Below are 22,717 nucleotides of genomic sequence, written 5' to 3'. Positions count from 1 at the left end.
CACCCGTATTGTACCGCAGAGCTGCATATGTCGTCGTTGAAGCGCCCCCTGCACAATCACCTCGATCAGCTACGTGCTGCTCAGTATCAACAGCGCCGGCAAGATGCGATTGCTGCACTAGCGGCACTCGATTGTTTGCGGGGCGTTTCTCCAACCGAACTCGCTGTCTTGTACGAGCGTGGTGTGTTTCGTGCCTTCCCGCCTGGGGCGACAGTGATAGGCCAGCGACGCGGTTTTCGTTATCTCTTCTTTCTGCTACGCGGTTCATTACAGTTACGACTACGTGACAAGGATGGTCACGAGGTATTGATGGGGGTGTTGGGGCAGGGCGATTGTTTCGGTGAAGGGCCGCTCTTTGGTAAGTTCTTTCGCCATATGAGTGCGCTCACCCAAACGGCCTGCTATCTGTTGCAGATTGAGATTGCAACGCTGCGTGATGATCTGGCCTCACTCCCCCTGCTGACGACGGCACTCCGCCAGGTGTATCGCCGTCGGATGATCGAGGCAACACTGGCCCGAATGCCGGTGCTGAGTCAGTTGCTTCCGCTAGAGCGAATTGCTATTGCCTCGCGCCTGCAACCCCGTCACGTCCCGCGGGGTACGCTCGTGGTCAGTCAGGGTGAACCAGCCGACTCGCTCTACCTTATTGAGAGTGGTCAAGTCGTTATCGAGCATAATGGTCAGACAATTGCCAGTCTAAGCGAAGGTGATCTGTTTGGTGAAATTTCGTTGTTAACCGGAGATACGCATCGGGCGAATGCACGGACGTTAACGACGACCGATCTGTTGGTTTTGCCCGGTACCGATTTCTATCGGCTGCTGCAACAATACCCGGCGCTGGAGTCTGATCTCCGTGCTATTGCCGAGCGCCGGCTCAAACATCTCTCCGCAGTGCGCAGTGATGCGGCCCGGGTCCGTGATATCGAGATGGCCGTCAATCACGGTCTGCTGCGCACTCCCCACGTCCTGGTGCGCGACCCGGCGCGTTGTCCGCCTGGTTGTCGGTTGTGTGAAGCCGGTTGTGCTACCCGCCACGGTCACACACGCCTTCATCTCAATGGTACCCCGATTGATCGCTTCGATGTGCTCGACCATTGCCGGCAGTGTAGTGTAGGTGCCGAATGCGTCGAAGTTTGTCCTGAAGATGCCATCGAGCGTGTTGATACCGGTGCCCTGCGCATCACCAACCGCTGTACCGGTTGTGGTGAATGTGTGAGTGCGTGCCCTTACGATGCCGTAACTTCGGTGCCGCGTACCAGGCACTCTACCGGTCCGCTCTGGGAACTCTTTCGTCGTGTACAGCAACGGGTACGACCGTCTATCCCCTTGACTCCCACAACCCCAACCCACCGTGCCGATAAATGTGATCTGTGCTTTGGATATACCGATCTGGCCTGTGTGAGTGCCTGTCCGATTGGGAATCTCCGCCTCGCTCCGGTGGAAGAGATTGTGCCCCTGTAATATCTTCTGTTCGGCTCAGGCTGTCCGGGTTCTGGGTTGCAAGAAGAGGAGAACGATCAAGATCGATCCACCCAGGACGAGCAATGCGATAAGTTTGAACAACGGCGTGAAAAAGTCGAGCAGGCCAATCGAGCCGAACACAATGCTTAATGCGTAGTAGCAACCAACAACTTGACGCTGGTCTAGCCCCAGGTCGAGCAGACGGTGATGAAGATGATCGCGTCCCGCCTGAGCAGCAGAACGACCGCGTAAGGTGCGTGAAAGGATCAGCCAGGCCATATCGACCAGGGGTACTCCCATCACGAGCAGGGCCGTTGCCAGTTTGGCGCCTCCGATAATTGCACAGATGCCGAGAGTGTACCCAATGGTCATTGCACCGACATCACCCATGAAGATGCGTGCCGGGTGCGTATTGTAGAGGAGAAATGCTGCACAGGCACCGCTGAGGGCTAATGGCAAGAGGGCTACTGTCAGTTGCGGTGGATCGAGGGTGAGGGTGTGAATGGCAAGTACCATGCCCGCAATAAAGGTCACTCCGGCAGCCAGACCGTCAAGACCGTCGATCCAGTTTACCATATTCTGCATGCCGACAATCCAAAGCACTGTCGCTGCAATCGCCAGCCAGGGGCTGAGGTTGTGCAGATGAATCTGATCGACAAAGGGAAAGTTGAATGCGGTGAGAATAATCCCCCGCGCTTCAGTCGGTTGACCAAGCACATCGGAGTAGAGTGTGTGATCCCACAGATACGGTCCTACCGCAATCAGTGCGGCAATCATATGCACACCTAAACGCGGTAAAGCCGGGAGATCATAGAGATCATCAAGGAAGCTGACCAGGGCGATGATTGAGATACCGATCAGCAACAGACCAATGCGTAACTGCTCAAATGTCGAACGACGCAATGCCGGATCGATCTGCTCGAAACCTGCACTCAGTACGATTGCTCCAACCAGACCGGCAATCATCGCCAGCCCACCCACAACTGGCGTCGGCTCGCGATGCACATGGCGCGGGCCAGGTTTGGCAACCCATCCCTCACGGCGAGCCAGGGTGATAAGTGGTGGAACAAGCAGCGCAGTGATCGCAAAGGCAATCAGAAATGTGCCTGAGATAGCAAGGATGGTTAGCATAGTGATGGTGCTACTGTTTCCGCTGGTACCGTAGCACCGGCAAGCGCCTGTGCCCGCCTTCGGAACCTATCTCTCTGTAAACCCGCTCCCTTCGTGGGGTATGATTCTTTACCCCGTTCCGAACTGGCGATCACCGGCGTCTCCCAACCCTGGCACAATATAGCCCCGCTCGTTGAGATGACTGTCAATGGCGGCCAGATGGATCGCAACATCAGGATGGGCTTCGGTCAGTGCCCGAACCCCTTCCGGAGCAGCAATCAGGCCCAGAAACTTGATGCGCTGCGCACCCCACTGCTTGAGAATGTCTACCGCAGCAACCGCCGAACCACCGGTTGCCAGCATTGGATCGACAATAATCGTCAGATCGATGTCCGGCTTGCTCGGTAGCTTGTTATAGTACGTTACCGGTTGCAGGGTCTCGTGGTCTCGATACAGACCGAGATGCCATACATGAACGGTCGGTAAAATCTCGACAATCGCCTCTGCCATTCCCAAACCGGCACGTAGAATCGGGATGATCCCGATGCGTTCAGCTACTTCATAGCCGGCGCAGGTCGCTAGTGGTGTTTCAACCGTTAATGGTGCCAGTGCCAGGTCCTGCGTGGCTTCGTAGAACAACAGTTGCGCAATTTCACGTACCAGTTCGCGAAATTTCTTCGGTTCAGTCCATTTACTGCGCAAGAGGGCCAGTTTGTGCTGAACCAGTGGATGACGTGATACAAATACTGCTGAAGACATATTCCTACCTTGCGGTGCCCAGAACCGCGCTCGACGCTTGTGGCGTTGATCGGGTGATTATCGGCCTAAAGCCGTTCAAGTTTGTACCCTACCCCGCGCACGGTTGTAATGATTTTTGGTTTTGATGGCTCAACTTCAACTTTTTCACGCAGACGACGTACACAAACATCAACCAGATTTGTTTCGCCAACGTACTCGTATCCCCAAACCTCGCGAAATAATACTTCACGGGTAAAGACCTGGCCGGCATTTGCTGCCAGAAAGTAGAGGAGTTCAAACTCCATTGGTGTTAATTTGACGTCTTTGCCGCGTACTGCTACTTTATGCGCTGCCGCATCGATAGCCAGTTCTCCTACTTGTACGAAGGTTGGGGCAGTACGCGCCTTCTGCATATCTACCCGTCGCAAGATAGCCTCAACGCGGGCCACAAATTCGGCAACTTTAAAAGGTTTGGTGATGTATTCGTCGGCGCCACGCCGAAAGCCCTGCACAATATCATCGGTACCATCGCGTGCCGTAATGATCACAATCGGTACGTCACTCTTGGCGCGAATGCGCTCGCACGCATCGAAGCCATCGACGAAAGGCATCATCACATCGAGAAAGATTAGATCGTAGGTCTCACGTTCAAATGCCTCTAGCGCCTCAAGCCCATTAGCCACCACCGTTGTTTCATATTGCTGGGTAGGGAGTGCAGTTTGAATCAGGCGGCCAATGGAAGGATCGTCATCAGCTACCAGGATGCGCCGCTTCGGTGGTGGTTGATCAACAGCCCGTTGTGACGTGCGATGAAAAAGTGGCATAGGCATGTGTTAACAACTTACAACTGACCTATTTGTTCACGAAACGCACTGCTACCGTTGTCTGTACGGTTACACTGCTTCATCAAGCCGCCGACGGTAATCGGCACGCGGCACCAGGATAGGACGCCCCCGACCTTGAATGACTTCCGCCGTAACAATGCAGCGCCCGATGTGTTCTTGCGACGGCAATTCAAACATGACATCGAGCAGAACCTCTTCCACGATACTCCGCAGGGCACGGGCACCGGTACGGGCCGCCATCGCGCGATCAACAATCGCTTCGAGACTGTCAGGTGTAAATTCCAATTCACAGTGATCAAGCGCGAAGAGCTTTTGATACTGCTTGATGATCGCATTACGCGGTTCGGTCAGGATGCGCAGCATGGCTTCGCGACTGAGTGGTTCGAGTGCAACAATTACCGGCAGGCGACCAACGAACTCCGGGATGAAGCCAAAGTGCATCAGATCATCAGGTGTGATCTGGGCCAACAACGCGCCTTCTTCTTCAACCGGATTGACCGGATTGCTGCCAAAGCCGATTAATTGTTTTCCACGCAGCCGCCTGGCAATAATGTTGGTGATCCCCTCAAACGCTCCGCCACAGATGAAGAGTACATTTGTGGTGTCAAACGGAATATATTCTTGTTGTGGATGTTTACGTCCGGGGAGGGGCGGGACGTGGGCAACGCCTCCTTCCAGGATTTTGAGTAACGCCTGCTGAACCCCTTCACCAGAGACATCGCGCGTGATCGAGGGGTTATCAGCCTTACGAGCAATTTTGTCAATCTCGTCGATATAGATAATGCCCGTTTGTGCCCGTTCCAGATCACCATCGGCAGCCTGAATCAGGCGAAGCAGGATATTTTCCACATCTTCGCCAACATACCCGGCTTCGGTGAGGGCAGTAGCATCGGCAATCGCGAAAGGCACATCGAGCAGACGCGCCATTGTTTGCGCCAGTAACGTCTTACCACTGCCGGTTGGCCCGATCAATAGGATGTTGCTCTTACTGATCTCAACATCATCGATCCTGGCACCAGCCCGTACTCGCTTGTAGTGATTGTAAACCGCTACCGCCAGCGCAATCTTTGCCCGATCCTGCCCGATTACGTACTGGTCGAGTCGTTCGCGCAGTTTGCGAGGGGTGGGTAACCGGGTCGGGCCTGGAGGGGTACTACGACGGGCGCTTGGTGCCTTCTGATCGCTCTCTTCGGCGATGATGGCACTGCAAAGCGCAACACATTCGTCGCAGATAAAGACGTTACCAGGGCCAGCGATCAGGCGTTGTACTTCATCCTGTCCGCGCCCACAAAACGAGCAGGCATACGGATCACGACCAGAATTGCGCGTTCGACTCATGGGGGTTTCTCCAGACGAGCGGGTGGGCGCGATGCGGACACCCACCCGGGCGTCATTACTTCTTTACTTCCTCACGGGTGAGGATTTCATCGATAATACCGTACTCTTTTGCCTGTTCGGGTGTCATGAAGAGATCGCGGTCAAAATCTTTCGCGATCCGTTCAATGGGCTGGCCGGTATCCTTCGCCAGCAGCTCTCGTACCAGTTGTTGGAGCCGAAGCAACTCACGGGCCATGATCTCGACATCAGGAGCGTAGCCACGCGCTCCACCACCAGCCGGGTGCATGTGAATTGTCGAATGCGGCAGGCTATACCGCTTGCCTTTGGCACCACCGGCCAGGATAGGAGTAGCCATGCTGCCAGCCATACCCACGCAGACGGTTGCTACGTCGGGACGAATGTGGTGCATCGTATCGTAGATACCGAGACCGGCGGTAACCGATCCTCCCGGACTGTTGATGTAGAGCCAGATGTCGCGATCAGGGTCTTCGCTCTCCAGGAAAAGTAATTGAGCCACGATCAGATTCGCAATCTGATCGTCAATCGGTGTGCCCAGAATGACAATCCGCTCTTTCAACAGCCGTGAATAGATATCGAAAGCGCGCTCACCGCGACTCGTACTCTCGACAACCATCGGGATGAGCAATTCTGGTCGCTGCGAGAGCCATTCCGGTCCCGGTATACTGCGCCAATCGTGACTGTAACGAGACGACCAATTCATACGACACTCCTCATGCTTCGTTCGATGAACGACTCACCGGTTCATCGGAATTTGTAACATCAGTTGCACCTTCTCCGTCGGGAGCGGCAGGGCTGGAATCGGAGGTGTCTGTTGAATTGCCGCTCGCAATTGCATTGAGACGGGCACGTAGCTTTTTATCAAGGACAACATTTGCTACCGACGAGCGCAACTGGCTGCGCAGGGTTCTCTCGACTTGTGGCCGTTGGTTCTCGTCGTAGCTTTCCAGAATCGTCTGTATTTCGGCCTCGATCTCATCCTCGCTGACCGTAATTCCCTCTTGCTTGATCACTTCACTGAGCGCCAGTGTGACCTTGACTTGCTTCTCGGCTTCAGGAATAAGCTCTTCAACTGCCTGGTCGTGGGTCACACCGCGATATTGCAGTACCTGATCAAGCGAGATGCCGTAACGTGCGAACTGTTGCTCTTGCTCATGGAGCATCGAGTGCGCAACATCGCGAATCATCACATCGGGAATATCAAACGTGGTCTGCTCCACGAGCCGCTCGATGTACGCATTGAGCTGCTCTTGCTCGGCACGTTTGCGCTCTTGATTGGCGAGGTTCTCACGTACATGCGCACGAAACTCCTCAAATGTGCCGTTGAAACCCTCAAGCGCCGGCAACTCTTCCCACGCCGGGACGATCCGCTGTTTGATATCGAGTATCTCGACGTCGAACGTTATCTTTTTACCACGCAGCGACTCTTCATGGTGATCTTCAGGTAAAACAGCAACGATAGTTTTCTTCTCACCGACGCTCGCGCCGATCAAACCTTCATACAGTTCAGGGACGAGGCGATTCGGTTCGAGCGGGAGTGTCTCTTCACTACCTGCCTCCTCGTCATCTGTCTGATCGGTTTCGACCTCAGCTTCAGTTTCAGAATCATCAGCAGTGTCTTCAGACTGCTCTTCCGTTTTTTTCTCTTCTTCCCCCTCAACCACGGTCTTCAAACGCACCTGTAGCTGATCACCTTGCTGAGCCGGTCGTGGTTCATCAAGTTCTTGCAACGTGAGGTGTTTTTCACGAATCTGTTCTAAAGCCGCTTCGACCATCTCGTCGGTGATCGGTTCTACGTCTAGTGGTACATGAATGCTCTGGTAATCGGGCAACGTAACCGTGGGAGGTACCGGCACATGAACAGTGAAGACAAATGGTTCGATGGAATGAATTTTGTCAAGATTTGGCGGACCAACGACTTCGATGTTTTCTTGCTTGATGGCCTTGCGATAGCCGGTGTTAATCAGCTCTTCCGTTGCTTCTTCAATCAATGCTTCGCGCCCGAAGGTGCGTTCAATGATAAAACGAGGTGCCTTGCCGGGGCGGAAGCCCTGGATCGGAAACTTTTGTGATAGCCGACGTGCCGCCTGATCAAGACTGCGCTCGAACTGATCGCGGTCGATCTCAATCTGCAATGCGATCAGGCTCTTTGGTAGTTTCTCGGTAGTAACTTTCACTGTTGTATCCTTAAACACAATACCGCTTCGCGCCATTAGAAGTGGCTTATTGCTTGCTCGAAAATACGCACACATCGGTGCGCTGTATGGTGCATTATAGCACGTCTATCTGGTCTATGCGAAGAGATTACGCGGCGATGTACAAAAGCTGCGGTCGGGGACTATTGCGAATTGGCTCTGTTCGAACCAAGTCGTCGTGCAACGCGCTGGAGCAGATTGCGGATCTGTCGGTAGATGATTTTGGGTGGCGCTTCGTCAAGGGGCACCCAGGCTGCGGTGCGAATCCCTTCATCAACGGCAGGTGTTGGTGGTTCAGGTGCAGCACTGGCGAGAAAAAAGGTAACCTGTTTGTCTTGCCAGCGTCCACGGTGGTAGATGGGATAGGTGATCCGTTCAAGTCGTTCAGCAATCGTGCAGTGAATCCCGGTCTCTTCGGTCACTTCACGCACTGCGGCCTCTTCGTCACTTTCTCCTTCATCAACATGACCCTTCGGGAGTGTCCATATCCCTCGCCGATCCTGGATCAATAAGACAAGAAGCCGGCCCGTTGGATCACGGGCCAGCACAACACAACCAGCGGCACGAATGGGGTTACTGGTCATACAATCCTCAAAGTCCAAACAGACGACCAATGGCAGCTTCAATCTCGACCCACCACTGGGCCATTGGGGTGGCGTTGGCTTGCTGCGAAATCCATTCGAGCCGACCCGTGGCGAGCAAGAGTCCCATCGCAACCATTAAGGCACCGCTGGCCAGGCTGGTCGAATGCAGAAATAGTTCACGCCCAAAGAGACGGACGGTAAAGCCGCGTCCACGCAAGAGACGCCACACCCGCGATCCGGTACCTAGCCGGTGAAAGAAGGTCGCGATCAGGATGAGAGGCAGGCCCAACCCAAGCGAATAAATGAAGGCCAGGACTGCCCCCTGAATGATGGCAACATCACTGGTTGCCGCCAGGAGAGTTAAGAGTGCGCCCAGTATCGGACCAACACAGGCTGTCCAGCCCAACGCAAAGGTGGCTCCGTAGATGTAAGAGCCGGTAAAGGTGGCTGCTGGACGTTCTTGCAGTTGGGGGCCGGCAAATCCCTTGCCAAGCATGCCCATGATCCCAAAGCCAATGATGATCAGACCGCCCCAAAAGGTAAGTGCACTGCGATTGGCAAAGAGCAGGCCGCTGAGCGCAGTAGCACTTGCTCCCAGCAGGGTCATGGTCGTTGCCAGACCAAGGAAAAATGCGATGCCCATTATTGCGATGCGTGCTTTACCTTGCCCGCCGGCCTGGAAGGTGAAGGCGAAGTAGGCCGGTAGAATGGGAAGCGTGCAGGGTGAGAGAAAGCTGAGCACGCCGGCGATGAATGCCGGTAGGGCCAGTACCAGTACACTCCCCCCACCGGTAATAAACCGGGCCTGCTCGCCAGGGTCTAAGCTTAGTGCAAAGAGGATCAGAAGAGCCAGAATACTGATTATCGCTATGGCTACTACGCTGCGCTTGCCAAAGCGACGCGGTGCCGGGTCTATCGATTGTGATTTCATGCGGCCCTCGCTGGTGATGGTGAGATTGTCGGTAAACGGGGTGCGGTGCGGCGGATGCGTGTAGCTTCTTCCTCGCTTACCGGGGTGGCACCCATAAAGAATAGTGCCTCACTCAGTGTATCATAACGGTAGCGCCGCCGCTCCCATTGTCCAAATTCGTTGCGACAAAGTAGCGTTATGCGGCAAAGCATATCGTCTTCACGATGCTCCTCTGCTTCAATCCAGACCAGTTCCCTGGCTGGAAAGAGGGTTCGCAGTCGCTGATAGCATGCGTCGTGGCGATTTGTTGCGTTCGTCATATCTGCAAACTCCACTTGCCAATTCGTGTGTTGAAGCTTAGGTGTAATGCCAGGCCGCACGACTCCATGCTGCTTTATTCATCAGATGGTGCAAATGAGTTTACTCGCTAATCATTATACTCCATTGTTGTTACGATTGATTGTGCATTAGCTCACATTCCTGGTCGTTTCCTTAACCTGGCTTAACCGGGAACAAAGTGCGGTGGTTGTCTCTCGCTCATGCTGAACATCATTGAATGCCAGAACTTATTTCATAAAAGCTGTGCTATCGTGCTATCAGACTGTCGCGCAGGCGCCTGAACGCTTGCCAACCACTAATGACAGTCTATCCTGCTCTCAGTCTGCCCGTATGGAAGCGAGCAGTGCTGCCGACCATCTCCAGTGCAGTCACTCGTTGGATTGGTTGCTTTGCCCACTTGTCATCCGCGTGTCTCGGCGTTTGGAGTGCGGCAGCCATGCTGCCGCACCAGCCGCGCTCACGATCCGGTGCGTGTTATACCGTTTACTCTGCTAGTCGCGGGGATGCTGGGTGTGCTCGCCACGATTATGGAGTTTGTGAGTAGTCAAGGCTCCTTTTCCGTAAAGGGCCGGTTATCGACAACTCCAGGCTTAGTCAATCATTAGTCAGTCTTTAACGCCATTTGCATATCGCCTTAATATCTCTCCTGTATTGTAAACAGAGGAGAAAAGAACCAGGCGGTGGGAGCTGTAAGCAGATGCGTATCGCGTTGATTTGCGAAACCTTTCTCCCAGATGTTAACGGCGTGACGACGACCCTCTGTCGGCTACTTGAGTATTTGCAGTATCAGAGGCACGACGTGCTCTTATTTGCCCCCCATGGTGCGCCCGCCAGTTATGCCGGTGCGGAGATTGTGCCCCTCAACGGTATGCCATTGCCACTCTACCCGGAAGTAAAGCTTACCCCTCCACAGCCAGGATTAACCGCTCGCTTGCAACGGTTTCAACCTGATCTGGTGCATCTGGTTGGCCCGGTAGTGTTGGGGGCTATCGTGCCTGGTATTGTGCGTCGGCTCGGCTTGCCATTGATTGCTTCGTACCATACCGATTTTGGCGCGTATAGTCAGCATTACGGGTTGGGCTTTCTCAAACACGGTGTCAATGCCTGGTTGCGCTGGATTCATAATCGCTGTCGGATTAATCTCTGCCCTTCGCGCTTCACGATGAACGTGCTGCGTGCCGCTGGTTTTCGCCGCTTGCGCATCTGGGGCCGTGGTGTCGATATTGAACGTTTTCATCCCCGTTATCGCAGCGAGTCCTGGCGGGCTGCGGTCGGTGTGCAGCCCGGTGAGCGAGTTGTGCTCTATGTGGGACGAGTAGCTGCCGAAAAGCGGGTGAATCTGTTGCCAGAGGCAATTCGTGGGCTGCCGAACACCCGTCTGGTGATCGTTGGTGATGGGCCATTTCGAGCCGAATTACAACGCCGTTGTGCCGGTCTGCCAGTTCATTTTACCGGCTATCTCAAAGGAGACGATCTGGCAACAGCTTATGCCAGCGCCGACGTATTTGTGTTTCCGTCTGATACCGACACCTTTGGTCAGGTAGTGCAGGAGGCGATGGCTTCGGCTCTGCCGGTGGTTGCTGCGCGGGCTGGCGGTGCGCTTGATCTCATCCATCACGGTCAGAATGGCTACCTGTTCACCCCCGGTGTTGTGAGTGATCTGCGATCCCGGCTCCGCGAAGTCCTTGCCAGTGATGAACGACGTCTGGCGCAGGGTACGGCTGGACGAGGTATTGCTGAACAGCGGTCATGGCCGCGGGTGATGCAAGAGTTGATGGGGTACTACGCGCAGGTGTTACGACCACGTAGAGTCGGGTCTCTGTATCCAACCCGGTAACTGCCTTTACGGTTAATGCAGGCCCGTTGATTGTACAGGTTCGGTACAATCGGCTTCAAGAGCAAGAATATCGATCCGGGATCGCTGAATTTCTATCCAGTGACCGGCATGCAATTGAGCGCAACCTATCAAATCGGCTATCCGCGGAGCACTGAGTGTTGTGCGCAGTCCGATTATCGCCCGTTCGCTCAGCCTGATCACTAATTCGGTATACAGGGTCTCGAACGGTAGATGTTCACGCTGCACTTCCCAGGTCAGTACCTCGACAACCTGACCGTAGATGATCGGCTCACTTAGCGGAGCAGTGGCAGTTTCGGTTGGTGATGAGCTAAAACCTGCTCGTAACGGTGGAACTTGCATCCTGATACTGCTGAGTGCACACAGTAGTCGCACATTGATGATGTGGCCTACGAGCGTTGGATCAACCCGATGATGCCGGTCAACCAGCCAGAGTCTCGTTCCTGCAGCCGTATCTGCACCGGCATCCAGCGGTGTCACCACAATCTGCGGCAAATAGCGCCGACCGTCTTCGTGCAATGCCCCTGGAATAAACTGGTCGTAACGACAGCGCAGATAGAGCCGATCCAGCGCCTTAAACCGCATGCTGTACCTCCACAACCTCCCGCTCTTCCATCTGGCGGGTCGCGGCTACGAGTCGCTGCTCATTAAGGGCAGCAATAAAATCTCGTGGTCGATCAGGGCTGATGATTACTACCGAAGCATCGTAGCGGGCGATGGCAACCAGCCGATGGCGATTGGTGGCAAAGAGGGCAACTTGCCCGTATGGGTCAAGCCGAAATGGCCCCTGATACCCGAAGACACCGGGGTTGAACGCAAAACGCAATCCGAAGCGTGGCATATCTGCTAACCCGGTAGCCAGCGAGACCCCGCTAATCTGATCAAACGGGATAATCATTGCCGGTGCCCAACGCCGTTCGATAACCAGTGCATTGGCATCAATCCGGTACGCCCGTGGCTGAAAGGCATAACTCAGCAACAGGAAGAGTGCCAGCGCGGCTGCCAGTCCCAGTGGTATCTGTAAGCCGTTCCAGCGGATATTGGCAAGGTAGGCAAAAAATTGTGGTAGTACCAGCAACCCACCAAGATACGCCAGGCCATACGTAATCTTGACCGCATATTCATCAAGTGGTGCCGGCATAAAGCGGTTAGGTTGAGATTGAGTCATGCTACCTTCCTTTGCTCCTTTGCTTTGCATTGTTAACGTTACTTCATTATAGCGCGAAGTGTCTGTCAGTAACGGGGCTGGTGTTTTTCCGGTTCAGTTCATAGTACCCGCTACGTCGAAATCCTGCGCTGGTATAGAAACCGTTTTACGTGCGGTGACGCACGTGTCGCCTTGTTTGATGTGCAGAAGTCTGGCTTCCCTTCTTCCCGTAATCGATACCAGATGGTAAGTCAGCCCATGTGCTCGCTTCCGATAGTGTAATCGCATGGTGACGACCATCCGGTAATATGTGCAATCCCTTCACTACCACACAGTCTTCGCCAGGTGATGGTTGTGATTTTGCATATATAACAAGTTATTGCATTTCATTTGATGTTATTGCATAATCTATAGTGTGGTTGTGGCTGTTCATACGTCACTGCCATTCAGGTGAGCAGCAATGGCGCTACCGTGCAAGTGTGGCGTGCTTGCTATCGGTGGCAGGGATACAGTCTGAAACCCCTGCTCTACGTACATCACCCAGGATACAGTATGGTTGCTGCATCGCCTTTACCACTCTTACCGATATCGCCCGACTATATCACATGGCGTGGTTTGCCGATTGCCGTCTACCGGGCCGGTACCGGTCAACCCGTCCTGCTTATTCATAGCATTAATGCCGCCGCATCGGTGTTTGAGATGCGCGAACCATTTCAACGCTTGAGCCAGCATTTTGCCGTCCATGCAGTCGATCTGCCTGGATACGGCAATTCGGCGCGCCCACCCTGGCGGTATCGGGCTGCGGTGTATATCGACCTGATCACGACCATACTGGAACGGATCGGTCAGCCTGCTGCCCTGGTAGCCAGTTCATTAGGCGCGGCGTATGCGGTAATGGCTACTGTTCGCCGCCCCGACCTGGTCAATCGCCTGGTGCTGATCTGTCCTACCGGTATTGGTCAACTGGATCGTCCGCCCGGTGTAGCAGCGTACACCGTCTACCAAATCCTCCGCAGCCCGATAGGTCGTCTGCTGTATCGATTACTTACCACTCAGGCCAGTATTCGCCTTTTTCTCTCCAGTCAGGCATACGCCGATCCGGCAAATGTCACTGCCGAACGTCTGTACGGTTTCTATCAAACCTGCCGTCGCCCTGGCTCGTATTATGCGCCGATCTGTTTTCTTAGCGGCCTGCTTAACTGTAACATTGCCTCAGCCTTTGCGACCCTGAGCCAACCGACACTTCTGGTTTGGGGGAGTGATGCCACGACCACACCTTTGCGATTGGCTGTCGGTTTCGTTCAGATTCGGGTAGCCACAAAAGTGGCAGTGATTGATCGTGCCAGTTTGCTGGTGCAAGATGAACAACCAGAAGCGTTCATAGCACAGGTTATGCCGTTTCTTTCCTGATCGTCAAACATCGGAACGATTGGTATCGGCGGGAGGGCGATGTTATGTCTTCCCGGTTTTGATACATTTGTGCTCTCCCGAAACTCGCCTGGAGGAATGTATACAGGTGTGCGTGTTACCTGGTAGCGAAGCATACGCAACAGCGTGGTACAATTGTCTCGTGCCGATTGGCAACGATCTACGGTACCGTTAAGCGGGTGTGCCTGATAACTATTGACCTGACGATGGGAACTCCACAGCAGGACTTTGAGCCGTCAGGCTGGATCAAAAGCAGAAAGATGCTGTAACTCGCCGGCAAAGAGAGCATGAATAATCGCATTTACGTTGCTATTGATGTCGAGACCACCGGGTTGCAGAGTGGCCTCGATGAAATTATTGAAGTCGCTGCCGTAACTTTCCGCGGGCACGAGATTCTCGACCGCTTCGAGCAACTGGTACGTCCCCGGCAGGCAGTACCGCTCAAGATTACCCGTCTGACCGGGATCGATCCGGCGGCGCTGGCACAGGCTCCCCGTTTTAATGAGATCGGTGCTGATTTGGCCCGCTTTATCGGAAACCGGCCAATTGTCGGGCACTCGATAGGTTTCGATCTGACGATGCTGCGTGCCCAGGGTATGCAATTTAATCAGCCCGTCTACGATACCTTTGAACTGGCTACGCTCCTGTTGCCCCAGGCCAGCAGCTACAAACTCTCGGCACTGGCTGCTCACCTCGGTATTCCCCATCCTGATGCCCATCGTGCCCTCAATGATGCGGAAGTGACGGCACGGCTGTTCGCTATGCTGAGCGAGCGGATGCTGCAACTTGATCTGGCGACGTTGAGCGAAATGGTTCGCTTGATGGGCAAAATCGGCACACCGCTACGTGAGTTGTTTGAAGAGGCGCTGCGTCAGAAGGCGCGCAATGCTTTTCGCGATCCAATTATCGCACAGCAGTCAACTGGTACAATCAGCGCCGAGCCAACACTATTCTCGTCTACACCTGATACCGGTAATCCTGAGTTACCCCCTCTGCGTCCTACCGGCGATACCCGGCCTCTTGATCTTGACCAGATTGCAGATTTTTTCAGCCCGGAAGGCGTGTTTGGTCGAGCGTTTCCCGGCTACGAACCACGTCCGCCGCAGATCGAGATGGCCCGGTCAGTTGCCACGGCCTTCAATCACAGTGAGTCGTTAATTGTCGAGGCCGGCACCGGTACCGGCAAGAGTATGGCCTATCTGGTACCGGCCACGCTGTACGCAGCCCAACGCGGCGAGCGGGTCGTGATCTCGACCAATACCATCAATCTGCAAGATCAGCTCTACAATAAGGATATTCCCGATTTACAGCGTATCTTTGCCGAAGCCGGTCTGCCCCCGTTTCGCGCCGCGCTCTTGAAAGGTCGCAGTAATTATCTCTGTCTTAAACGCTACCACGAGCTACGTCGACTTGAGAACCTGACCACCGAGGAAGTGCGGGCGTTGTTGAAGATTCAACTCTGGTTGCCGACTACAACCAGTGGCGACCGTACCGAACTGCCGCTGGTTGATCGCGAGCAATCGGCCTGGAATCGAGTGAATGTCTCGGTCGAGACCTGCACAGGTGCTCGCTGTCCACATTTCCGCGAATGCTACTTCTTCCGGGCCCGTCGTGCAGCCGAGTCGGCACATCTGGTCGTGGTCAATCATGCCTTGCTGATCGCTGATCTGGCTGCGGCGTCCCAGGTCTTGCCACCCTATGATCATCTTGTCATTGATGAAGCGCACAACCTCGAAGACGTTGCGACCGATCAGCTCAGCTTCAATCTCGACCAGGCCGGCTTACTCAAGTTTCTCGATGATCTGTTCCAGACCGGTGGTGCGCAGGTCGTGAGTGGTCTGCTCAGTGAATTGCCAGCAGTGCTCAGCGAGATTGGTGGTGGCGGTACTGCCGGTGAACGAATCACTGCTGCGATTGAGCGGATGCGTCCGGCCCTAATCCGGGCACGCACGGCAGTGTATGAGTGCTTCAATCTACTCACCCGCTTCGTACAGCTCGATCCTGAGTCTGGTGGTCAGTATGACACCCGCCTGCGTTTGACCAAAGGAGTACGCCAGCGTCCAGAATGGCAGGAGATTGAGCTGACTTGGCAGAACTTGAATGATATTCTGGCCTTAATCGGCAATGAATTGGCAGTTATCGAAGAACAGCTCCACGAGCTGGAAGAAGCGGCGGGTGGTCTTGACGATTTGTTGTTGCGCACAGAGGTATTACGTCGTTTCGCGACCGATGCGCGGGTGCGTAGCGGGCATGTGATCTTTGGTGATGATGACAGTATCTGCTGGCTGACCTATGATCGCCAGCGTGATGTGCTAACCCTTACCGCAGCACCGCTTAGTGTTGCCGAGATTTTGCAGAGCCAGCTCTTTGCACAAAAACAGACCAGTATCCTCGCGTCGGCAACATTGAGTATTGCCGGCACCTTCGATTTTGTGAAGAGTCGGATCGGGCTGGAAGATTGTCAGGAACTCATGCTCGATTCGCCGTTTGACTACGCCCAGCAGGCATTGGTCTACATTCCCAACGACATTCCCGAACCGAATCAGCGTGGCTATCAGCCAATGATCGAGCAGGCGATCATCGATCTGGCAATTGCATCGGGTGGACGCATGCTCGCGCTCTTCACCGCGTCAAATGCCTTACGTCAGACCTACACTGCCATTCAGGAAGTTCTGGAAGATCACGGTATTGGCGTCATGGCACAGGGTATTGATGGTTCGCGCAAAGCACTGGTTGATCGCCTGAAAGAATTTCCGCGTTCGGTGCTGCTCGGCACCAACAGCTTTTGGGAAGGGGTTGATGTTGTTGGTGATGCCCTGTCGGTATTGGTCATTACCAAACTACCGTTTGCGGTACCGACCGATCCGATTGTAGCCGCACGGAGTGAACTGTTTGCCGACCCGTTCAACGAATACAGCGTCCCTCAGAGTATTCTGCGCTTCAAACAAGGGTTTGGGCGCCTGATCCGTTCACGTGAGGATAGAGGCATCGTGGTCGTGCTTGATCGCCGGTTACTGAGCAAAAAATACGGTCAGCAATTCCTTGACTCACTGCCACCCACGCGGGTACGTACCGGCACCCTGGCGAGTCTCCCCGGTCTGGTTGCACGGTTTTTGCAGAAAGTCAATGGCTCGTCGGGATAGGAGTAGCCGTACACATTCATGTCTGCTATTACACCTGACGGTAGGGGCGACGCATGCGTTGCCCTAATCGCTGGTAGCATACCTGAACGATGGACATTGTTGAGCAAGATTTGGCACAACACGCTTCATCTCCCTGGTGTCATACCTCTGGGTATTAAGATAGGGCATGCCCCTGGGAGCACGAGCCTCTGTCTCGCCAATCACCTGGAACTGCACGCCATGCTGATCCCGATGCACCGTTCACTACCGTTCTCAACGGGGTTGTGCAAACTTGAACCGGCGCACGACGGTGGAGACGCTCTGTATTGATCGCATCCCGCCTCAAGCGAGGACGGTTTAGGTTGGGGACGTGTCTTACATCAACTCTGAGAGAATGTGCTCCATTATCGTCTCCCTGGTGTTGCACCTGGATGCGGATGCACTGAACCAGAGTATCTACGCGAGTGATGGCCAAAGATTGAAGGAGGATCAGATTTCCGGCCTGTCACAATCAATCTTCCTCGCCGGTACCGGGTTGAATCTGCTGCGGCGTCTCGATCCAGCCGCGGCGCAGCGCAAAAATCACCGCCTGGGTACGATCATTAAGCGACAGCTTGCGCAAAATTGAGGAGATATGATTCTTCACCGTTTGTGTACTGATCCCCAGGGCATCGGCAATCTCTTTATTGCTGTTACCGGCTGCGATCCGTTCAAGCACTTCGATCTCGCGCTCACTCAGTGGCGTGAAGACCTGTATGGAGGGATCGCCGACCAACATCTGCACTTCCGGCAAATTGCGAAATTGCGACAGAATGCGACTCGCCACTCGTGGCTCTTCCAGCAAGACATCATTAATCACGTACTCGCCGTGGGCTACTCGTCGCAGAATATCGGCCAGGGCAGCAGGTTTAATATCCTTTGAGCGATAGGCAGCAGCACCGGCGCGCAAAGCATTAAAGGCGGCCTCATCATTCTCGTGCATGCTCAACATCACCACAGCGATACTCGTGTACTGCCGACGAATCTGGCGTGTCAACTCCAACCCACTCATTCCCGGCAAATTCAGATCAACCAGCATCACATTTGGCTCAGAACTGGCATCAACCTGGGCTAGCCAACGCAATGCCTCTTCACCATTGGCTGCTTCACCGACAATCTGAATGCCCGGTTCATTCGATAGTGCCCACCGCACTCCTTGCCGGAAGAGCGGATGGTCATCGACGATCAACAGCTTTACGGTTGGGTTGGCCATGGCGCCGGTTCCTTTCCCTGACTGCGTAACCATTCGTCGTATGCTTTAATCGGGTCAACGGGTGGTTCAATGCCGACAGTGCGTAAGAGCCGGGCCACTGCCGGTAAGGGTAATCCTACCACATTGGTGTAACTTCCTTCAATCCTGGTAATGAGTGCTCCACCACCACTTTGCAAACCGTAGCCACCGGCTTTATCCAGCGACTCACCCTGGGCAACATACGCAGTAATCTGCTCGTCACTTAGTGGTCGCATATGTACCTGACTGGCCACAAGATCGAAGCGGACTCGTTTCCCATCATAGAGAAAACCGCCCGTATGAACTGAAGGCGGCGTCACGAGACAAAGCCCGGTGAGCACAGTATGTGCCCGCCCAACCAACCGGCGAAGCATCTCGTGCGCATGTGCTTCATCGCGAGGCTTTCCCAAGACCATCCCATCAATTGCCACCTCGGTATCGGCAGCGAGAACAATGGCATCGGGGTGTTGGTTGCTAATATCACTGGCCTTGCGCCAGGCAACCAGCGTTGGGTGAGATTCTATCGGTAACGGGACGGGCAATGATGGCAGATAACTCAATAACTCAGCCGGCGGGGGGAGCGGCTGCTCTTCAGCCTGACTGGTCACACAGTGGTACAACACACCAAGCCGGGCCAATAATTCACGTCGGCGTGGTGATGCTGAAGCTAGAATAAATGGATGGGTAGTTGCTGAAACCATAACTCTCCGCAAACACGTTGCTGTCGGCCCATCGATCATAGCATGCTCGATAATGACGCGCAAGTCAAACATTTCTGAACTAATTTTCTAAGAATAGGGATATTTTTCGGTTGACAGTAACCATCACAACAGGTATAATCCCGCCTAACGATATACAGTCTCTCGTAGTCCTTAAACAGTCGCCGTCGCACCACGCCTCATGCGATTTCGTCCACAAATACAGGTTTGTATTGTCTCAACCTAAGCTTATTGGTAGGTTGATAGTGCAATCGGACAGACAGCGTGTGGGCACTGGAAAGGGGGTGATGCGGCGAAGGACAAACGCAATGGCGCGGCCCGACTGTTTGAGCATTCGTCAGAGGCTGAAAGTCGTTGGTTTCGTTGCCCTCAAGTATTAAGGAGGACACAGACAGATGGCTGGTTTTACCAAGCGAGTCGTTGCCGCTCTGATGGCAATGACGATGATCATTCCGATTCTGGCAGCTTGTGGTGGTGGCGCTGCTCAACCACAGGTGATCCGCGAAACGGTTGTTGAGACCGTTGTGGTGACGGAGGCGGTTGCGGCTGAGCAGTACACTACTCCCCATCCTATTCTGAGCGACCTGCGGGTACGCCAGGCAATCGCTTACTGCACCAATCGCCCTGAGCTGATTGCTTCGGTGTATCCGTTCCTGACCCCAGAGCAGCAGCAGAACTTGCTCATGGATACCTTCCTGCCCAAGGCGCACTGGGCGGCAGCGAAGGATAACATCACCGTTTATCCGTTTGATCCTGAAAAGGGCAAGGCGCTGCTCGAAGAGGCTGGTTGGACAGGTGAGCCGATCCGCCGCAATGCCAACGGTGAGCCGCTATCACTGAGCTTCACGACCACTAATGCGCAGTTCCGCCAGACCTGGTCGGCCGTCTTCATCCGCCAGATGGCTGCATGTGGTATCCAGATTATCCCGACCTACGCCCCGGCTTCATGGTGGTTCGGTAGCAGCACTGGTCTGAGCCGCCGCGACTTCGAGCTGGGCGCCTTCGCCTGGGTTGGTCAGGCCGATCCGGGTGGTCAGACCCTCTACTCCTGTAATCAGATTCCGCTGCCTTCCAACAACTGGGAAGGTCAGAACTACATGGGCTGGTGTAACGATCGGGCAAGCCGGGCCATCATTGCGGCGAATAATACACTCGACCGCGCTGAGCGTATCCGCCAGTATGCCATCGTTCAGGAAGAGTTCACCAAGGATATGGTGAGCCTGCCGCTCTTCAACCGCCTTGAGGCGTATGCGGCCAGCAACCGGCTGGTGAACTTCAAGCCGAATCCCACCGAGTACTACACGGCCAACGCCGATGAGTGGGAGCTGACCGATGGTGGCGATACACTGGTGCTCGGCTTCACTCAGGAGCCGCAGACTATGTGGAGCCTGATCGAGAGCGCAGCAGTGCAGCGGGTGGCTGTGAACCTGCTCGGTGTTCCGGCAGCCACTACGTACGACTACGACTATCAGCCGGTTGGGCTTGATGGCCTGTCGAACATTGAGAGTGGCCGGGCAACGAATGCCGATGTCGAGGTAAAAGAGGGTGACATCGTCTGGAATACCAATGGTGAGGCAGTGCCGCTGGCACCTGGCGTCGAGATCGTGAACGCTGCTGGTGAGACGATCACCTATCAGGGTGGCACGGTCACCATGAAGCAACTGACCGTGACCGACAAGTGGATATCAGGTATCACCTGGGAAGATGGTGAGCCGCTCAAGAAGGCTGACTTCGAGCTGGCGTATAAGATCAACTGTGATCCTGAGTCTGGTGCAGTTTCGTTGACCTACTGCAACTCGATTGCCAAGATCGATTTCACCAGTGACACCGAGTACACTGTGACCTTCCACCCCGGTGTGCAGTGGCCGACCTACTTCGCCGGCGCCGGTCTGGGTGCCTATCCGTCGCACCAGGTGCTGAGCGATGGTCGCCGGCTAGCCGATGTTCCGGCGGCTGAGTGGCAGACCCTGCCCGAAATCATCGAGCGCCCGCTGAGCAATGGCCCCTACGTGCTCAAGGAGTGGGTCAAGGGCCAGAGCATGACCTTCGAGGCCAACCCGAACTACTACAAGGGTGAGGTCAAGATCAAGACGGTCATCATCAAGTTCATTGCCGATACCAACCAGGCTGTGGCTCAGTTGCTGACCGGTGAAGTTGATGTGCTGGGCAGCGAGACCCTGGGTGCCGGCGCTGAGGTGCAGACCGTGATCGAGGCCGGTAACCGCGGCGAAATTCAGGCCTTCGTGGTTGCCAGCCCGACCTGGGAGCACATTGATATGAACCTCTTCACCAAGTAAGCAGGTTCAGTTTGCCGGTAAACGGCACGGCGATGGGCAAACTCGCTCATCGCCGCCTCTTCTGTCTTTGTAGCGCTGACCTCACGCTGTAAATCGCGATAGGTCATTCCCCACTGTCGAGGAGCATAGCTATGGCAGGTTATCTTGCCCGCCGCTTTATACAAATGTTTTTAGTGGCATTAGTAGCTGCAATCTGTGCCTATGGCATGCTGTACCTGGTGCCTGGAGGGCCGATTGATCAGTTGCTGGCTGAACGCCAGAATGCCGGTCAAAATCGTATTTCAGAAGATGATATCCGCCGTGTGCGCGAGCGTTTTGAATTAGATATCTATTTGCCATTTCGCTTCACACGCTGGTTAATCGGCTGGCCGGCTGGACCATTGCCCGGTGGCCTGGGAGCCGATTGGCAGGTAGGTTGTGCTGTTCCAGGGCAGGTGCGTCTGCGCTATCCCGATGGCCGGGTGGAGGTAGTTGAAGAAGGGTGTGAAGTACCGGTGACAATGGCCGATCTCGAAGGTCGCAAGGTGAGTCGGGGCATTGTCTTCGGTGATTTTGGTATTTCGCAGGTGATGTTGCGCGGCCGACCGGTAACTGACCTGATCATGACTCGTCTCCCCTATACGATTTACCTGATGGGGGCATCGATTCTGTTGTCAATATTGATCGCTGTTCCTATTGGGGTCTACTCGGCGGTACGTCAGTATTCTCGATTCGACTACATTATGACGACGCTTACCTTTATCGGTGCTTCACTGCCGAGTTTTGTCTTCGGTATCTTCGCGATTTTGCTCTTCTCGGTGCTGGCAAAGAATGCCGGCTTGCCTTATCTGCCACCTGGCGATGCGGTTGGTGTGCGCGATTATACGGTGCCACTGCTTGGTACGGTGGAAGCCGGTTCTTTCCTTGATCGATTTTTGCGCTTCCTGATGCCGTGTGGTGTGCTGACCTTCATTAATATCGCCGGCTGGAGCCGCTTTGTGCGCGGTAGTATGTTAGAGGTGCTCAGCCTCGACTATGTGCGTACCGCACGTGCCAAAGGGGTTGCAGAGCGGGTTGTGATTTTGAAGCATGCGCTGCGTAACTCACTGATTCCGTTTGTTACCCTGCTGGCCGGTATTCTGGTTGCGCTCTTCAGTGGTGCTCTGATTACCGAAACTGTGTTTAACTGGCCGGGTATTGGTCGTCTGTTTATTGATGCCCTCGGTCGCAATGACTATAATGTGGTAATGGCACTGCTCATCATTAATGTTGTGCTGTTACTGATCGGTATTCTGATCACGGATATTCTATACACGGTTGTTGATCCGCGTATTCGACTAACATAAAGTGCGTTATCATTAT

The 22,717-nt window shown here is 54.5% G+C and carries 19 protein-coding genes; 6 read left to right on the top strand and 13 right to left on the bottom strand.

Annotation, left to right across the window (positions count from 1 at the left end; translation table 11 throughout):
• Positions 1-27: 27 nt before the first annotated feature.
• On the top strand, positions 28-1,461 hold the full coding sequence (locus tag VAE57_RS18070) for a cyclic nucleotide-binding domain-containing protein (protein WP_322823219.1): 1,434 nt from the start codon (positions 28-30) through the stop codon (positions 1,459-1,461).
• 15 nt (positions 1,462-1,476) lie between these two features.
• Here VAE57_RS18070 and VAE57_RS18065 read toward each other — a convergent pair whose 3' ends face one another.
• The 9 genes from VAE57_RS18065 to VAE57_RS18025 all read right to left on the bottom strand — a co-directional run bounded on the left by VAE57_RS18065 (position 1,477) and on the right by VAE57_RS18025 (position 9,519).
• On the bottom strand, positions 1,477-2,592 hold the full coding sequence (locus VAE57_RS18065) for an MraY family glycosyltransferase (protein ID WP_322823218.1): 1,116 nt from the start codon (positions 2,590-2,592) through the stop codon (positions 1,477-1,479).
• A gap of 108 nt (positions 2,593-2,700) precedes the next feature.
• Entirely contained in the window at positions 2,701-3,330 is a 630-nt protein-coding gene (gene upp, locus VAE57_RS18060; protein ID WP_287158446.1) for a uracil phosphoribosyltransferase, read from the bottom strand.
• 65 nt (positions 3,331-3,395) lie between these two features.
• Positions 3,396-4,133 carry a response regulator transcription factor gene (locus tag VAE57_RS18055; protein WP_416208477.1) on the bottom strand — a complete coding sequence of 246 codons (738 nt, stop codon included), beginning with the start codon at positions 4,131-4,133 and terminating at the stop codon, positions 3,396-3,398.
• Positions 4,134-4,202: 69 nt separating this feature from the next.
• Complete coding sequence (gene clpX, locus VAE57_RS18050) at positions 4,203-5,492, bottom strand: ATP-dependent Clp protease ATP-binding subunit ClpX (protein WP_322823216.1); 1,290 nt, start codon at positions 5,490-5,492, stop codon at positions 4,203-4,205.
• Positions 5,493-5,547: 55 nt separating this feature from the next.
• A complete protein-coding gene (locus tag VAE57_RS18045; protein WP_322823215.1) occupies positions 5,548-6,213 on the bottom strand; it encodes an ATP-dependent Clp protease proteolytic subunit in 666 nt (221 codons plus the stop codon).
• A 10-nt stretch (positions 6,214-6,223) separates the two neighbouring features.
• Positions 6,224-7,687 carry a trigger factor gene (locus VAE57_RS18040; RefSeq protein WP_322823214.1) on the bottom strand — a complete coding sequence of 488 codons (1,464 nt, stop codon included), beginning with the start codon at positions 7,685-7,687 and terminating at the stop codon, positions 6,224-6,226.
• A 161-nt stretch (positions 7,688-7,848) separates the two neighbouring features.
• The gene (locus VAE57_RS18035; RefSeq protein ID WP_322823213.1) at positions 7,849-8,289 is read right to left on the bottom strand and encodes an NUDIX hydrolase; all 441 of its coding nucleotides are present in this window, start codon (positions 8,287-8,289) and stop codon (positions 7,849-7,851) included.
• A gap of 7 nt (positions 8,290-8,296) precedes the next feature.
• The gene (locus VAE57_RS18030; protein ID WP_322823212.1) at positions 8,297-9,220 is read right to left on the bottom strand and encodes a cytochrome c biogenesis CcdA family protein; all 924 of its coding nucleotides are present in this window, start codon (positions 9,218-9,220) and stop codon (positions 8,297-8,299) included.
• A complete protein-coding gene (locus tag VAE57_RS18025; protein ID WP_322823211.1) occupies positions 9,217-9,519 on the bottom strand; it encodes a hypothetical protein in 303 nt (100 codons plus the stop codon). The genes VAE57_RS18030 and VAE57_RS18025 overlap by 4 nt, the downstream gene beginning before the upstream one ends.
• Positions 9,520-10,235: 716 nt before the next feature.
• Between VAE57_RS18025 and VAE57_RS18020 the strand changes: the two genes are divergently transcribed.
• On the top strand, positions 10,236-11,375 hold the full coding sequence (locus tag VAE57_RS18020; protein WP_322823210.1) for a glycosyltransferase family 1 protein: 1,140 nt from the start codon (positions 10,236-10,238) through the stop codon (positions 11,373-11,375).
• A gap of 12 nt (positions 11,376-11,387) precedes the next feature.
• Here the strand turns inward: VAE57_RS18020 and VAE57_RS18015 are convergent, their stop codons facing one another.
• Together VAE57_RS18015 and VAE57_RS18010 are read right to left on the bottom strand one after the other, a co-directional pair.
• Positions 11,388-11,978 (bottom strand): hypothetical protein, encoded by a 591-nt coding sequence (locus VAE57_RS18015; RefSeq protein WP_322823209.1) that lies wholly within the window; start codon positions 11,976-11,978, stop codon positions 11,388-11,390.
• Positions 11,968-12,561 carry a PH domain-containing protein gene (locus VAE57_RS18010; RefSeq protein WP_322823208.1) on the bottom strand — a complete coding sequence of 198 codons (594 nt, stop codon included), beginning with the start codon at positions 12,559-12,561 and terminating at the stop codon, positions 11,968-11,970. Before VAE57_RS18010 ends, VAE57_RS18015 begins: the two co-directional genes overlap by 11 nt.
• 531 nt (positions 12,562-13,092) lie before the next feature.
• Between VAE57_RS18010 and VAE57_RS18005 the strand changes: the two genes are divergently transcribed.
• The gene (locus VAE57_RS18005) at positions 13,093-13,950 is read left to right on the top strand and encodes an alpha/beta hydrolase (protein ID WP_322823207.1); all 858 of its coding nucleotides are present in this window, start codon (positions 13,093-13,095) and stop codon (positions 13,948-13,950) included.
• 305 nt (positions 13,951-14,255) lie between these two features.
• A complete protein-coding gene (locus tag VAE57_RS18000) occupies positions 14,256-17,111 on the top strand; it encodes a helicase C-terminal domain-containing protein (RefSeq protein WP_322823206.1) in 2,856 nt (951 codons plus the stop codon).
• Positions 17,112-17,601: 490 nt separating this feature from the next.
• On the opposite strand, the gene VAE57_RS17995 is transcribed toward VAE57_RS18000, so the two are convergent.
• The gene (locus VAE57_RS17995) at positions 17,602-18,342 is read right to left on the bottom strand and encodes a response regulator transcription factor (RefSeq protein ID WP_322823205.1); all 741 of its coding nucleotides are present in this window, start codon (positions 18,340-18,342) and stop codon (positions 17,602-17,604) included.
• Entirely contained in the window at positions 18,324-19,061 is a 738-nt protein-coding gene (locus tag VAE57_RS17990; RefSeq protein ID WP_322823204.1) for a Maf family protein, read from the bottom strand. Before VAE57_RS17990 ends, VAE57_RS17995 begins: the two co-directional genes overlap by 19 nt.
• 413 nt (positions 19,062-19,474) lie before the next feature.
• On the opposite strand from VAE57_RS17990, the gene VAE57_RS17985 reads away from it, so the two are divergent.
• Positions 19,475-21,376 carry an ABC transporter substrate-binding protein gene (locus tag VAE57_RS17985; protein WP_322823203.1) on the top strand — a complete coding sequence of 634 codons (1,902 nt, stop codon included), beginning with the start codon at positions 19,475-19,477 and terminating at the stop codon, positions 21,374-21,376.
• Between the two features lie 131 nt (positions 21,377-21,507).
• A complete protein-coding gene (locus tag VAE57_RS17980) occupies positions 21,508-22,701 on the top strand; it encodes an ABC transporter permease (RefSeq protein WP_322823202.1) in 1,194 nt (397 codons plus the stop codon).
• The last annotated feature ends 16 nt before the right edge of the window (positions 22,702-22,717 follow it).

This window comes from Chloroflexus sp. (assembly GCF_034434295.1).
Lineage (GTDB): Bacteria > Chloroflexota > Chloroflexia > Chloroflexales > Chloroflexaceae > Chloroflexus.
Note: the sequence above shows the minus strand (reverse complement) of the source record. Positions and strands in the feature narration are given on the sequence as shown.

Bases quoted from the DNA above. Each gene is read 5' to 3' on its own strand.
- VAE57_RS18070 (WP_322823219.1), top strand. From the start codon at position 28: ATGTCGTCGTTGAAGCGCCCCCTGCACAATCACCTCGATCAGCTACGT.
- VAE57_RS18065 (WP_322823218.1), bottom strand. From the start codon at position 2,592: ATGCTAACCATCCTTGCTATCTCAGGCACATTTCTGATTGCCTTTGCG.
- upp (WP_287158446.1), bottom strand. From the start codon at position 3,330: ATGTCTTCAGCAGTATTTGTATCACGTCATCCACTGGTTCAGCACAAA.
- VAE57_RS18055 (WP_416208477.1), bottom strand. From the start codon at position 4,133: ATGCCACTTTTTCATCGCACGTCACAACGGGCTGTTGATCAACCACCA.
- clpX (WP_322823216.1), bottom strand. From the start codon at position 5,492: ATGAGTCGAACGCGCAATTCTGGTCGTGATCCGTATGCCTGCTCGTTT.
- VAE57_RS18045 (WP_322823215.1), bottom strand. From the start codon at position 6,213: ATGAATTGGTCGTCTCGTTACAGTCACGATTGGCGCAGTATACCGGGA.
- VAE57_RS18035 (WP_322823213.1), bottom strand. From the start codon at position 8,289: ATGACCAGTAACCCCATTCGTGCCGCTGGTTGTGTTGTGCTGGCCCGT.
- VAE57_RS18030 (WP_322823212.1), bottom strand. From the start codon at position 9,220: ATGAAATCACAATCGATAGACCCGGCACCGCGTCGCTTTGGCAAGCGC.
- VAE57_RS18025 (WP_322823211.1), bottom strand. From the start codon at position 9,519: ATGACGAACGCAACAAATCGCCACGACGCATGCTATCAGCGACTGCGA.
- VAE57_RS18020 (WP_322823210.1), top strand. From the start codon at position 10,236: ATGCGTATCGCGTTGATTTGCGAAACCTTTCTCCCAGATGTTAACGGC.
- VAE57_RS18015 (WP_322823209.1), bottom strand. From the start codon at position 11,978: ATGCGGTTTAAGGCGCTGGATCGGCTCTATCTGCGCTGTCGTTACGAC.
- VAE57_RS18010 (WP_322823208.1), bottom strand. From the start codon at position 12,561: ATGACTCAATCTCAACCTAACCGCTTTATGCCGGCACCACTTGATGAA.
- VAE57_RS18005 (WP_322823207.1), top strand. From the start codon at position 13,093: ATGGTTGCTGCATCGCCTTTACCACTCTTACCGATATCGCCCGACTAT.
- VAE57_RS18000 (WP_322823206.1), top strand. From the start codon at position 14,256: ATGAATAATCGCATTTACGTTGCTATTGATGTCGAGACCACCGGGTTG.
- VAE57_RS17995 (WP_322823205.1), bottom strand. From the start codon at position 18,342: ATGGCCAACCCAACCGTAAAGCTGTTGATCGTCGATGACCATCCGCTC.
- VAE57_RS17990 (WP_322823204.1), bottom strand. From the start codon at position 19,061: ATGGTTTCAGCAACTACCCATCCATTTATTCTAGCTTCAGCATCACCA.
- VAE57_RS17985 (WP_322823203.1), top strand. From the start codon at position 19,475: ATGGCTGGTTTTACCAAGCGAGTCGTTGCCGCTCTGATGGCAATGACG.
- VAE57_RS17980 (WP_322823202.1), top strand. From the start codon at position 21,508: ATGGCAGGTTATCTTGCCCGCCGCTTTATACAAATGTTTTTAGTGGCA.